This is a genomic window from Pseudomonas sp. PB120 (assembly GCF_009761815.1).
Lineage (GTDB): Bacteria > Pseudomonadota > Gammaproteobacteria > Pseudomonadales > Pseudomonadaceae > Aquipseudomonas.
The window spans coordinates 33,499-47,026 of the sequence record NZ_RWIN01000104.1; the positions used below are offsets into that span (position 1 = coordinate 33,499).

The 13,528-nt window shown below is 59.3% G+C and carries 10 protein-coding genes; 7 read left to right on the forward strand and 3 right to left on the reverse strand.

The window, feature by feature from the left end; translation table 11 throughout:
- The first annotated feature begins 102 nt into the window (after positions 1-102).
- The gene (locus EJA72_RS19475; RefSeq protein WP_157712999.1) at positions 103-1,557 is read left to right on the forward strand and encodes a catalase; all 1,455 of its coding nucleotides are present in this window, start codon (positions 103-105) and stop codon (positions 1,555-1,557) included.
- Between the two features lie 149 nt (positions 1,558-1,706).
- The gene (gene bfr, locus EJA72_RS19480; RefSeq protein WP_157713000.1) at positions 1,707-2,171 is read left to right on the forward strand and encodes a bacterioferritin; all 465 of its coding nucleotides are present in this window, start codon (positions 1,707-1,709) and stop codon (positions 2,169-2,171) included.
- Between the two features lie 62 nt (positions 2,172-2,233).
- Here bfr and uvrA read toward each other — a convergent pair whose 3' ends face one another.
- Positions 2,234-5,068, reverse strand: a complete 2,835-nt coding sequence (gene uvrA, locus EJA72_RS19485) for an excinuclease ABC subunit UvrA (protein WP_157713001.1) — start codon at positions 5,066-5,068, stop codon at positions 2,234-2,236.
- A 191-nt stretch (positions 5,069-5,259) separates the two neighbouring features.
- Between uvrA and EJA72_RS19490 the strand changes: the two genes are divergently transcribed.
- Positions 5,260-6,657 carry an MFS transporter gene (locus tag EJA72_RS19490; protein WP_157713002.1) on the forward strand — a complete coding sequence of 466 codons (1,398 nt, stop codon included), beginning with the start codon at positions 5,260-5,262 and terminating at the stop codon, positions 6,655-6,657.
- Between the two features lie 9 nt (positions 6,658-6,666).
- Complete coding sequence (locus EJA72_RS19495) at positions 6,667-7,191, forward strand: single-stranded DNA-binding protein (RefSeq protein WP_008041307.1); 525 nt, start codon at positions 6,667-6,669, stop codon at positions 7,189-7,191.
- A 69-nt stretch (positions 7,192-7,260) separates the two neighbouring features.
- Here EJA72_RS19495 and EJA72_RS19500 read toward each other — a convergent pair whose 3' ends face one another.
- Both EJA72_RS19500 and EJA72_RS19505 read right to left on the reverse strand, forming a co-directional pair.
- On the reverse strand, positions 7,261-9,465 hold the full coding sequence (locus EJA72_RS19500; RefSeq protein WP_157713003.1) for an OsmC domain/YcaO domain-containing protein: 2,205 nt from the start codon (positions 9,463-9,465) through the stop codon (positions 7,261-7,263).
- A 184-nt stretch (positions 9,466-9,649) separates the two neighbouring features.
- Positions 9,650-10,204 carry a cysteine hydrolase family protein gene (locus tag EJA72_RS19505; RefSeq protein ID WP_157713004.1) on the reverse strand — a complete coding sequence of 185 codons (555 nt, stop codon included), beginning with the start codon at positions 10,202-10,204 and terminating at the stop codon, positions 9,650-9,652.
- 102 nt (positions 10,205-10,306) lie between these two features.
- On the opposite strand from EJA72_RS19505, the gene EJA72_RS19510 reads away from it, so the two are divergent.
- The 3 genes from EJA72_RS19510 (at position 10,307) to EJA72_RS19520 (ending at position 13,425) form a co-directional block, all read left to right on the forward strand.
- On the forward strand, positions 10,307-11,281 hold the full coding sequence (locus EJA72_RS19510; protein WP_157713005.1) for a GlxA family transcriptional regulator: 975 nt from the start codon (positions 10,307-10,309) through the stop codon (positions 11,279-11,281).
- 286 nt (positions 11,282-11,567) lie between these two features.
- A complete protein-coding gene (locus EJA72_RS19515; RefSeq protein ID WP_157713006.1) occupies positions 11,568-12,677 on the forward strand; it encodes a DUF3182 family protein in 1,110 nt (369 codons plus the stop codon).
- The gene (locus EJA72_RS19520; RefSeq protein WP_157713007.1) at positions 12,667-13,425 is read left to right on the forward strand and encodes a S9 family peptidase; all 759 of its coding nucleotides are present in this window, start codon (positions 12,667-12,669) and stop codon (positions 13,423-13,425) included. The genes EJA72_RS19515 and EJA72_RS19520 overlap by 11 nt, the downstream gene beginning before the upstream one ends.
- The last annotated feature ends 103 nt before the right edge of the window (positions 13,426-13,528 follow it).

Sequence of the window (13,528 nt, forward strand, 5' to 3'; positions counted from 1 at the left end):
TCATCGCAATTTAATAAATTTGTCGATGCTCCGATCAATGGTCAATACTCGTCCCAAGCCGATTAGCCGGCAGTTCCAAAACTGACAGAGGAAGAAGATCGCATGAGCCAAAATAAAACGCTTACTACCGCCAGTGGCGCTCCTGTCGCAGATAACCAGAATTCCCGCTCCGCCGGCCCTCGAGGCCCGCTGCTGCTCGACGACTTCCACCTGATCGAGAAGCTTGCCCACTTCAACCGTGAAAACATCCCTGAGCGCCGCGTGCATGCCAAAGGCTCCGGTGCTTACGGTACGTTCACCGTCACTCGTGATATCACCGAGTACACCAGCGCCAAACTGTTTGATTCGGTCGGCAAACAAACACCAACCTTCCTGCGATTTTCCACGGTGGGCGGTGAGCGAGGCTCGGCCGACACCGAGCGCGATCCACGCGGCTTTGCCCTGAAGTTCTATACCGAAGAAGGTAACTGGGACATCGTCGGAAACAACACGCCGGTTTTCTTCATCCGTGATCCGCTCAAGTTTCCGGACTTTATCCACACCCAAAAGCGCCTGCCGCAGAGCAACCTGAAAAGCGCGCAGATGATGTGGGACTTCTGGTCGCACTCGCCTGAGGCACTCCATCAGGTCACCATCCTGTTTTCGGACCGAGGCATTCCTGACGGCTACCGTCACATGCACGGCTTCGGCAGCCACACCTACAGTCTGATTAACGCAAGCGGCGAGCGTCACTGGGTGAAGTGGCACTACAAGACCCAGCAGGGGATCAAGAACCTCGCGCCAGCCGATGCTGCACGCCTGGCCGGTACCGACCCGGATTACGCCCAGCGCGACCTGTTCGGTGCGATTGAGCGCGGTGACTTCCCGAAATGGCGCGTGTGCATCCAGATCATGACTGAGGCACAAGCCGCGGCGCACTACGAGAACCCGTTCGACGTGACCAAGACCTGGTCGCAGAAGGAATTTCCGCTAATTGAAGTGGGTGAGCTGGAACTCAACCGTAATCCGCAGAACTACTTTGCTGAGGTCGAGCAAGCGGCGTTCGGCCCAAGCAACATGGTTCCGGGTGTCGGTCTCTCGCCTGATCGCATGCTGCAAGGTCGCGTGTTTGCCTACGCGGATGCGCACCGCTATCGCATTGGGACCAATCACCAGCAACTGCCGGTGAATGCGCCTCGCAGCCCGGTGAACAGCTACCAGCGAGATGGCTCGATGGCATTCGGCACAAACGGCGGTGCAGCTCCCAACTATGAGCCGAACAGCTACGTTGAGTCGCCGAAGCAAGCACCCCGCTATGCGGAGCCGCCGTTGGCATTGAGTGGTGCGGCTGATCGTTACGATCATCGCGAAGACACCGATTACTACAGCCACGCCGGTGCTCTGTTCCGGCTCATGAGTGACGAGCAGAAAGCGCTGCTGGTTAACAACATTGCCGGGGCGATGGCGGGTGTTTCCAGCGATGTGGTTGACCGCCAATTGCAGCATTTCTACAAGGCCGATTCAGCGTATGGAGAAGCAATCGCAAAGCTGCTCAACGTACAGCTTAACGAAGTCTAAATGAGAAGCAGAACCGCCCTTATTTTGGCGGTTTTTGCGTTATTTAAACCACTTTTCTCAGAATATCTTCGCTTTTATCGCGCAAACAAAGTGACCAAACAGTCGCCTTGGTTCAAACTACAGACTTTCAAGCAGGGAGATGTAGGGCGATGCAAGGCCACCCAGACGTAATCGATTACCTCAACACGTTGCTGACCGGCGAACTGGCTGCACGTGATCAATATTTCGTCCATTCGCGGATGTATGAGGACTGGGGTTTCACCAAGCTCTACGAACGTATCAGCCACGAAATGGAAGAAGAAGCTGGGCACGCTGATGCCCTGATGCGTCGCATTCTGATGCTCGAAGGCACCCCTCGCATGCGTCCGGACGACCTTGATGTCGGCACCACTGTGCCGGACATGCTCGCCGCTGACCTGCGACTTGAATACAAAGTGCGCGCTGCGCTCTGCAAGGGCATCAAACTCTGTGAGCAGCACAAGGACTATGTCAGCCGCGAAATGCTGCGGGTTCAATTGCATGACACCGAAGAAGACCACACCTATTGGCTTGAAAAGCAGATGGGTCTGATCAAGTTGATCGGCCTCGAGAACTATCTGCAATCTCACGCGTGATGACACCGATAAAAAAGCCCCTGTCACTCAGAAAGTGACAGGGGCTTTTTCATGGGCGCGATTCAGGCCTTGTCGCGTTCCAACAGCGGCTTGAGGTAGAAACCCGTGTGAGATTGCTTCATCTCGGACACTTCCTCCGGTGTACCGACCGCAATGATCTGTCCACCCTTGGAACCACCTTCCGGCCCGAGATCCACCAGCCAGTCGGCAGTCTTGATCACGTCGAGGTTGTGCTCGATCACCACCACCGTGTTGCCGTGGTCACGCAGGCGATGCAACACATCGAGCAATTGCTGAATATCCGCGAAGTGCAGACCCGTGGTCGGCTCATCAAGGATATACAGCGTCTTGCCGGTGTCGCGCTTGGACAGTTCGCGGGACAGCTTGACCCGCTGCGCTTCACCGCCGGACAGCGTGGTCGCCGATTGCCCCAGCTTGATGTACGACAAACCGACATCCATCAACGTCTGGAGCTTGCGCGCCAGTGCCGGCACCGCATCAAAGAACTCCCGGGCTTCCTCGATCGTCATCTCGAGGGTTTCGTGGATGCTCTTGCCCTTGTACTTGATCTCCAGGGTTTCGCGGTTGTAGCGCTTGCTCTTGCAGACGTCGCACGGGACATAGATGTCCGGCAGGAAGTGCATTTCGACCTTGATAAGGCCATCGCCCTGGCACGCTTCGCAGCGCCCGCCCTTCACGTTGAAGGAGAAGCGTCCCGGACCGTAGCCGCGTGAACGGGATTCGGGCACGCCGGCGAACAACTCGCGAATCGGCGTGAACAACCCGGTGTAAGTCGCCGGGTTGGAGCGCGGCGTACGACCGATCGGGCTTTGGTCGATGTCGACGACTTTATCCAGATGCTCAAGGCCTTTGATGCTGTCGTGCGCGGCAGCCTCAAGGGTCGTTGCGCCGTTGAGTGCCGTCGCGCTCAAAGGGAACAGCGTGTTGTTGATCAGCGTCGATTTGCCCGAGCCGGAAACGCCGGTCACGCAAGTCAGCAAGCCAATCGGAATCTCCAGATCGACGTTGCGCAAGTTGTTGCCGCGGGCGCCCTTCAGGGACAGCGACAGCTTCTTGTTTCGCGGCGTGCGTTTGGCCGGAACCGCGATTTTTACGCGGCCCGACAAGTACTTGCCAGTCAACGAATCTGGATGTGCCATGACCTCGGCCGGTGTGCCTTCAGCGACGATACGCCCGCCGTGAACGCCCGCACCCGGACCAATATCCACTACATAGTCCGCCAGGCGAATGGCGTCTTCATCGTGCTCGACCACGATCACCGTGTTGCCGATGTCCCGCAAATGCTTGAGCGTGCCGAGCAAACGGTCGTTATCGCGCTGGTGCAAGCCAATAGACGGCTCGTCGAGGATGTACAGGACACCCACCAGGCCCGCACCGATCTGGCTGGCCAGACGAATCCGCTGGGCCTCGCCGCCAGACAGCGTGTCGGCACTGCGATCCAGCGACAGATAGTCGAGGCCCACGTTGACCAGGAACTGCAGGCGCTCACGGATTTCCTTGAGAATCTTGTCGGCGATTTCGCCACGACGGCCCGTCAGTTTCAGCAAGCCGAAATACTCGCAGGCGTCGCCAATCGGCAGATTGGTCACCGCCGGCAGTGTCTTCTCGCCAACCCATACATGCCGCGCCTCGCGGCGCAGGCGGGTGCCACGGCAATCCGGGCAATGCTGGGTGCTGAGGAACTTGGCCAGCTCTTCGCGCACCGAGGCAGACTCGGTTTCGCGGTAGCGACGTTCCAGGTTCGGCACGATGCCTTCGAACGGGTGCGAACGTTTGACGATGTCGCCCCGGTCGTTCAGGTATTTGAAGTCGACGTTCTGCGAGCCGCTGCCGTGCAGGATGTACTTCTGTTGATCGGTCGGCAGTTCATTGAACGGCACTTCAAGGCTGAATTTGTAGTGCGAAGCCAGTGACCCGAGCATCTGGAAGTAATAGACGTTGCGCCTGTCCCAACCGCGAATCGCACCTTCGGCCAGCGTCAGTTCGCCGTTGACCAGTCGCTTGATGTCGAAGAACTGCTTCACCCCCAGGCCATCGCACGTCGGGCAAGCGCCCGCCGGGTTGTTGAAGGAGAACAGCTTGGGTTCCAGTTCGCTGATGGCGTGGCCGCAAATCGGGCAGGCGAAGCGCGCGGAGAAGATCATCTCTTCACCGGGTTCGTCGTCCATCGGAGCGACCAGCGCGATGCCGTCGGCCAGTTTCAGTGCGGTCTCGAACGACTCGGCCAGACGCTGTTGCAAGTCGGCGCGGACCTTGAAGCGGTCGACCACGACATCGATCGAATGCTTCTTCTGTTTATCCAGCTTTGGCAGTTCGTCCAGCTCGCAGAGCCGGCCGTTGACCCGGGCCCGTACGAAGCCTTGCGCGCGCAGCTCTTCGAAGACCGAAAGGTGCTCACCTTTACGCTCGCGGATAACCGGGGCCAGCAGCATCAGCTTGCTGCCTTCCGGTTGCGCCAGAACCAGGTCGACCATCTGGCTGACGGTCTGCGCTTCCAGAGGAATATCGTGATCCGGGCAGCGCGGAATACCGACGCGAGCGTAAAGCAGGCGCAGGTAATCGTAGATTTCGGTGATGGTGCCGACGGTCGAGCGCGGGTTGTGCGAGGTCGACTTCTGTTCGATGGAAATGGCTGGCGACAAACCTTCGATGGTGTCGACGTCCGGCTTTTCCATCATCGACAGAAACTGCCGGGCGTAGGCCGACAGCGATTCGACGTAGCGGCGCTGGCCTTCGGCGTACAGCGTGTCGAACGCCAGGGACGACTTGCCGGATCCGGACAAGCCGGTGATGACGATCAGCTTGTCCCGTGGCAGGGTCAGGTCGACGTTCTTCAGGTTGTGGGTTCGGGCCCCACGAATCAGGATCTTGTCCAAAGTGGCCTCGCTTGGCGGGCGTCGAAAACGTAGGAGTATACGGCCAAATACTGGATGGATGCACACTATCAAACGAGTGGGCTACTGTCTTAGATGAAGAGTCTGTCAGCAGAGCGCGGCAAAGCGTCGCGATATACCCTGTCAATCGATGGGACTGGTAGAATCGCCGCCGGTTCACATGAGGTTTTTCCATGCACGATCCCCACAGCGAACGCATGAGTGGCAGTGAGACCCGCGCAGCAAGCGGTCTGGCCCTGGTGTTCGCCTTCCGTATGCTTGGCATGTTCATGGTGTTGCCGGTATTGGCGACCTATGGGATGGATCTGGCAGGAGCGACCCCGGCCCTCATCGGGCTGGCGATTGGCGCTTATGGCCTGACCCAGGCGATCTTTCAGATTCCGTTTGGCTTTATTTCCGACCGTATCGGACGCCGTCCGGTGATTTACCTGGGGCTGATCGTCTTTGCACTTGGTAGCGTGCTGGCGGCCAATGCCGATTCGATCTGGGGCGTCATCGCCGGACGAATCCTGCAGGGGGCCGGGGCGATTTCCGCGGCGGTCATGGCCTTGTTGTCGGACCTGACCCGAGAGCAGCACCGGACCAAAGCCATGGCCATGATCGGCATGACGATCGGTCTGTCTTTCGCTGTCGCCATGGTGGTCGGGCCGTTACTGACCCGCGCGTTCGGGTTGTCCGGCCTGTTCCTCGCCACCGGCGGGATGGCGCTGTTTGGCATCGTGATCGTGATGTTCATGGTGCCGCGTGCTACCGGCCCGTTGCAGCACCGCGAGTCAGGCGTCGCGCGACAGGCGCTGATACCGACCCTCAAGCATCCGGACCTGCTGCGCCTCGACCTGGGCATTTTTGTGTTGCACGCGATGTTGATGTCGAGCTTCGTCGCATTGCCGCTGGCCCTGGTCGAAAAGGCCGGTCTGCCCAAGGAACAGCACTGGTGGGTCTACCTGACCGCGCTGTTGATCTCTTTCTTCGCCATGATCCCGTTCATTATCTACGGCGAGAAGAAACGCAAAATGAAACGAGTTTTATTGGGCGCAGTGCTGACGCTGATGCTCACTGAGCTATTCTTCTGGCAGTTCGGCGATAGCTTGCGGGCCCTGGTGATCGGTACGGTGGTGTTCTTCACCGCGTTCAATCTGCTGGAAGCTTCGTTGCCATCGCTGATCAGCAAAGTTTCACCGGCAGGCGGCAAGGGCACGGCAATGGGGGTTTATTCCACCAGCCAGTTCCTCGGTTCGGCACTGGGCGGGATCCTCGGCGGCTGGATGTTCCAGCATGGCGGTTTGTCGGTTGTGTTCCTGGGATGTGCCGGCCTGGCTGCCCTCTGGCTGGCCTTTGCTGTTACCATGCGCGAACCTCCCTACGTGACGAGTCTGCGCTTGCCGTTGTCGCCCGAGGCGATCCGCGAAGCGGGTCTGGTCGAGCGCCTGAAGGCCGTCGTAGGGGTAACAGATGCAGTGATCGTCGCAGACGAAGCGGCGATTTACATCAAACTGGACACAGAACTATTGGATCGCACCACCCTTGAGCGCCTGGTGAACAACCCGGCCGGGGCAGCGTGCGTAGCCTAGGAGAACGTTATGGCCCGTGGGGTTAACAAAGTCATATTGGTCGGCACTTGCGGCCAGGATCCCGAAGTTCGCTACCTGCCTAACGGTAACGCCGTGACCAACCTGAGTCTGGCGACCAGCGAACAGTGGACCGACAAGCAAACCGGTCAGAAGGTCGAGAAGACCGAATGGCACCGTGTGTCGATGTTCGGCAAGGTCGCCGAGATCGCCGGCGAATACCTGCGCAAAGGTTCGCAGGTCTACATCGAAGGCAAGCTGCAGACCCGCGAGTGGGAAAAAGACGGTATCAAGCGTTACACCACTGAAATCGTGGTCGACATGCAAGGCACCATGCAACTGCTGGGCGGCCGTCCACAACAGGGCGACCAACAAGGCGGGGGCAACAACTATCAGCAGTCCGCTCCAGCTCCACGCCAGCAGCAGGCGCCGCGTCCGCAGCAGTCGGCACCGCAGCAGTCGCGTCCAGCTCCACAGCAGGCCGCTCCGCAGCCGGCTCCGGATTTCGACAGCTTTGATGACGATATCCCGTTCTGATCCGCTGCTTTTTCAGAACCGTAAACAAAAAAAGCGAAGCCATATGGCTTCGCTTTTTTGTGGGCGCCGTTAACGGGAAACTGCGGTCACATTGGCCCGAGCCGCATGCAATTTCTTGTAGCTGTCGATCAGCCGCAGGTGTCTGTCGAGCCCTTCCAGTTTCATGCTCGTCGGCGTCAAGCCATGGAAGCGCACCGTGCCTTCTACCGAGCCGATCACGGCATCCATCCGCTCGTTGCCAAACATCCGGCGGAAATTGGCCTCGTAGTCTTCCAGCACCAGGTCTTCGTCCAGCTTCATCTCCAGCACGACATTGATGGCCTGATAGAACAAGCCACGCTCAACCGTGTTGTCGTTGTACTGCAGGAACATTTCCACCGCCTCTTTCGCCTCTTCGTATTGCTGCAAGGCTAGATAAATCAGCAGTTTCAGTTCCAGGATTGTCAGCTGACCCCAGGCCGTATTGTCGTCAAACTCGATGCCGATCAAGGAGGTGATGTCGGTGTAGTCGTCCAGCTCGCTTTCCACCAGACGTTCGACCAGCGATTGCAGTTCCTCTTCGTCCAGGCGGTGCAGGTTCAGGATGTCGGCGCGGAAGAACAGCGCTTTGTTGGTGTTGTCCCAGATCAGATCGTCGACCGGATAAATTTCCGAATAGTCCGGCACCAGGATGCGGCAGGCCTTCGCGCCGATGTGCTCGTAGACCGCCATGTACACTTGTTTGCCCATGCCTTCGAGAATGCCGAACAAGGTGGCGGCTTCCTCGGCATTGGAGTTTTCACCCTGGCCGGAGAAGTCCCATTCCACGAATTCGTAATCGGACTGGGCGCTGAAGAAACGCCACGACACCACGCCGCTGGAGTCGATGAAGTGCTCCACGAAGTTGTTCGGCTCGGTCACCGCATGGCCTTCGAAGGTCGGCTGCGGCAAATCGTTGAGGCCTTCGAAGCTACGGCCCTGGAGCAGCTCGGTCAGGCTGCGTTCCAGCGCCACTTCCAGGCTCGGGTGTGCGCCGAACGAGGCGAACACACCGCCGGTGCGCGGGTTCATCAAGGTGACGCACATCACCGGGAATTCACCGCCCAGGGACGCATCCTTCACCAGTACAGGGAACCCTTGCTCTTCCAGCGCCTGAATACCGGCCAGGATGGCGGGGTACTTTGCCAGCACGTGGGCCGGCACGTCCGGCAGTGCGAATTCACCTTCGATGATTTCGCGTTTTACCGCACGTTCGAAGATTTCCGACAGGCACTGCACCTGGGCTTCGGCCAGCGTGTTCCCGGCGCTCATGCCGTTGCTCAGGAACAGGTTCTCGACCAGGTTGGACGGGAAATACACCACCTCGCCGTCGGACTGACGTACGTAGGGCAGCGAGCAGATGCCGCGCTCTTCATTGCCCGAGTTGGTGTCGATCAGGTGGGAGCCACGCAGCTCGCCGTCGCGGTTGTAAATCTTCAGGCAGTATTCGTCGAGAATTTCAGTCGGCAACGCGTCTTTGCGGCCGGGCTTGAACCAGCGCTCGTCCGGGTAATGCACAAACGGCGCATTGGCGATGTCTTCGCCCCAGAACTGATCGTTGTAGAAGAAGTTGCAGTTGAGTCGCTCGATAAACTCGCCCAATGCCGACGCCAATGCGCCTTCCTTGGTCGCACCCTTGCCGTTGGTAAAGCACATCGGCGAGTGCGCATCGCGGATATGCAGCGACCACACGTTGGGCACGATGTTGCGCCACGAGGCGATCTCAATCTTCATGCCCAGGTCCGCCAGAATGGCCGACATGTTGGCGATGGTTTGCTCCAGCGGCAGATCCTTGCCCGCAATGTAAGTGCCTGTCTCTGACGTGGAGGCCGGCATCAACAACGCCTGGGCATCGGCGTCGAGGTTTTCCACTTCTTCGATGACAAACTCAGGCCCGGCTTGCACCACTTTTTTCACGGTGCAACGGTCGATGGAGCGCAGGATGCCCTGGCGATCCTTGTCGGAAATGTCAGCTGGCAATTCGACCTGGATCTTGAAAATCTGGTTGTAGCGGTTTTCCGGGTCAACAATATTGTTCTGCGACAGGCGGATGTTATCCGTGGGGATGTTGCGCGTGCTGCAGTACAACTTCACAAAGTAGGCTGCACACAATGCCGACGACGCCAGGAAGTAATCGAACGGACCCGGTGCCGAGCCATCGCCCTTGTAGCGGATTGGTTGATCGGCCACCACCGTGAAGTCATCGAACTTGGCTTCAAGCCGAAGGTTGTCGAGAAAGTTGACCTTGATTTCCATGGGGGATTACCAGAATACGGGCTAGACAATGGCCGCCATTATCCGGCTTTTCGGCCGTAAGTCTTGTGGTTGTCTGGCCCAGGAACAGGTTTGCCCCTGTTTCGCCGCCAACGCCCGATGCACGGCACCGGGCGTTCTCGGTTTTGCGAGCGCCGGATGGCAGCATCCTGCGCAGCAGCGTTGATCAGCGATGTGCGGCCAGGAACTCGTCAGTGGACACCACGCTGGCGTAGGCAAAACCCAAGGCCGACATGAACGCGGCGTGAACGTGAGCCGCCGGGACGGTGACACCGTTGAACTCCAGGTCGCGGGAGGCACAGGCGTCGTGGATCACGGTCACGGTATAGCCGAAGTCAGCCGCAGCGCGAGTGATGCCATCGACGCACATGTGGCTCATGCTGCCGACGACGACCAGTTCCTTGATGCCTTGTTCGTCGAGGATCGATTTCAGGTTGGTTTCGCGGAACGAGTTGACGAAGTGTTTGAGCACCACCGGCTCGTCGGCGCGGTTGAGGACTTTGGGGTGCAATTTCGCGCCTTCGGAGCCCGGGGTAAAGAAGGGCGCCGCGTCGGAGGCAAACTCGTGGCGGATGTGCACCACTGAATCCCCGGCGTCACGAAAGGCCGAGAGCAGACGGACGGCATTGTCGGCGGCGGCATCGGCGCCGACCAGCGGCCACTTGCCTTGCGGGAAGTAGTCGTTCTGGATATCAACTACGATGAGTGCTTGCTTGGCCATGACTGTTTCCTCGAAATGCTTGTTGGGTGTGGAATGAAGTATTGGCGCTGGCGGGCCGTCCGAGGATTGGCCACACCGACAATAGAAGGGGGAAAACTGACAATGAGTGTAGACAGGGCCATAGCCGAAATCGGCGTGCTGATTTATCCCGGCGCGCAGATGGCGGCGGTGCATGGGCTGACGGATTTGTTCGCGGTGGCCAACCGGATTGCCGCCGAGCATCAGGCTGCGCAATTGCCGTTATTGCGGATCAGTCATTGGCGGGTCGATGACGATCAAATGCCTGAACGTATATTTGACAGCCACCCCGCGTCGGGCGATGCCTTGGTGGCGGTGCTGATCCCACCCTCGATTGCCGGTTTTTCCGAAGGCCAGGCGCCACAAGGATTGCTGCGCTGGATTCGTCAGCAACACGCCCAGGGCGCGACCCTCGGCGGCGTCTGCGTGGGTTCGATATTGCTGGCGGAAAGCGGCCTGCTCGACGGCCGCAGTGCCACCACTCACTGGACATCGTCCAAGGCCTTTGCCGAGCGTTACCCGGCGATCAAACTCAAGGCCGATACGCCCATCGTCGATGACGGTGACTTGATCACGACCGCCGGATTGATGGCCTGGTCGGAGCTGGGTTTGCGCCTGGTTGACCGCCTGCTCGGGCCGAGCATCGCCACCGGCACCGCGCGGTTTCTGGTGGTGGAACACAGCGACAGCGCGAGTGAATGCGGCAGCAACTTTGCACCGATTCTCAGCCATGGGGACGCGTCGATTCTCAAGGTCCAGCACTGGCTGCAAAGCACCGGCGCGACCGATGTGTCGCTGACGGCGATGGCCGAGCGGGCCGGATTGGAGGAGCGCACTTTCCTGCGCCGATTCCGCGCGGCGACCGGGCTCAAACCCACGGAATATTGCCAGCACCTGCGGGTGGGCAAGGCGCGGGAAATGCTCGAGTTCACCAACGGCACCATCGATCACATTGCCTGGACGGTGGGCTATCAGGACCCGAGTGCGTTTCGAGCGACGTTCAGGAAGATTACCGGGTTGGCGCCGAGTGATTATCGAGCGCGGTTCGGGGCTCGGTAGGCCCATCACCGCATACCCTGTAGGAGTGGGCCTGCTCGCGATGCGGTGTGTCATTCCCATCAATGTTGAATGACACACCGCATCGCGAGCAGGCTCGCTCCTACAAGGGGACTGCGTCGTGCAAAATGCCGGAGTCTTGCGGGTTGTCGTGCAGAATAAGACAGGCGCGATGCCATCATTTTTCTCCCAACTGGCTGATTCGAAAGCCGTTCCTCTTCTTCACCGCTTGGCCTGATCCCTGCACCCCATTCCCTACATTCATCAAGCGCAGTTGGAAGGGGGACGCATGACCCCAACAAACCGCAAGAAACTGGTGGTCGCGCACTCGGTGCGCGGTGAGGCGCCGTTGCACGAAATTGAAACCAATCGCGCGCTCGCCCGCTGGCTGGCGCAAATTGTGGGCCTCAAATACGGCGGCAGTTACGACCCCGAACTTCACAGTGGTCGTGACCTGTATCTGTTACCCACCCAGACGCTGGTGGGTGCTGCTGCCGCCCGACAGTTTGGGGTCAAGGGGCCGGAAGATTTGTGGGGCGGTTACGTCGACCATGACTTCATCTGCACCAAAGCCATCAGCCACGGCTTGTACAACAAAAACGCTGTCGCACCGCAAGGCTGGTCATCGCTGTTTTCCGAGCGCGTGCGTGACGTTGTGTTGGACGGTCTCAGCGTGTTCTCCCTGGACGATGCAAGGCCCGCCGCAGAACAGTTGCTGCGCAGCGGCCCGATCCGCATCAAGCCGATTCATGCCTGCGCCGGTCGGGGCCAGGAAGTGATCCAAAGCCTTGATCAGTTCGATGCGATCCTCGCCAGGCCCGATGCAAAAGCGCTGTTCACCGAGGGTGTGGTGCTGGAACAGGACCTGGATAAAGTAATCACCCATAGCGTCGGCCAGAGCTTTATCGGCGACAGCGTGCTGAGTTACTGCGGTGATCAATACTTGACCGAAGATGCCCATGGCGAGCAGGTTTACGGAGGTTCAAATCTGCTGGTGGTGCAGGGCAGTTACCACGATTTGCTTAAACTGGAGTTGCCCGAAGAGGTGCAATTGGCAATCCGGCAGGCGCAAGTGTTCGACGCGGCCGCAGATGAGGCCTACCCCGGTTTTTATGCCTCGCGGCGCAATTACGACATTGCCCAGGGCCTGGACAATAACGGCCAGCAGCGCAGTGGCGTGCTGGAACAGTCGTGGCGCATGGGCGGTGCCAGCAGCGCCGAGGTCGCGGCTTTACAGAGTTTCGTCAACGACCCGGGCATGCGCGCGATTCGCGTTTCCTCGGTGGAAACCTACATCGATCAACCGCTGCCGGCGGACGCCATCGAGGTGTACCGCGGGCCGGCGGAAAACAGTGACTTTCTTCTCAAGTACGTAACGGTCAAATCCTATGACGGCTAGAAGCGAAACCATTCAGATCGACATCGATGATGAACAGATGACCGGGACCTTTCTCAGTCCCAAATCGAAAGTCCCCGGCGTGCTGTTCGTGCACGGTTGGGGTGGCAGCCAGGAGCGGGACCTGGAGCGGGCCAAAGGCATCGCCGGCCTCGGTTGTGTGTGCCTGACATTCGATCTGCGCGGGCACACGGGTGGCACCGGGATTCCATTGTCCAGGGTTACGCGCGAAGACAATCTGCGCGACTTGCTCGCAGCCTACGACCGCTTGCTGGCGCACCCGGCGCTCGACACGTCGGCCATCGCGGTGGTCGGCACCAGTTATGGCGGTTATCTGGCCTCGATCCTGACGACGTTGCGCCCCGTGCGCTGGTTGGCGCTGCGGGTGCCGGCGCTGTATCGCGACGATCTGTGGCACACGCCCAAGCGTGATCTGGACAAGGCTGACCTGCGCGATTACCGCAGCACGCTGATTCGCGCCGAAAGCAATCGGGCGCTGCATGCGTGCTCGCAATTTACCGGGGACGTGCTGCTGGTGGAGTCCGAGACCGACACGTATGTGCCGCACGCGACCATCATGAGTTACCGCGCAGCCTGCCAGCGGACACACTCGCTGACACACCGCATTATCGATGGCGCCGATCACGCTTTGTCTGACCCGATATCACAGCAGGCGTACACCTCGATCCTGGTGGACTGGATTACCGAGATGGTGGTGGGGGAGCGGTTGAGCATTATTCAATCCACATGATCTGTGGCAACCCAGTCGTGTGGCGAGGGAGCTTGCTCCCGTTGGGTCGCGAAGCGGCCCCGGAATGGGCCTGCTGCGCAGTCCAGCGGGAGCAAGCTCCCTC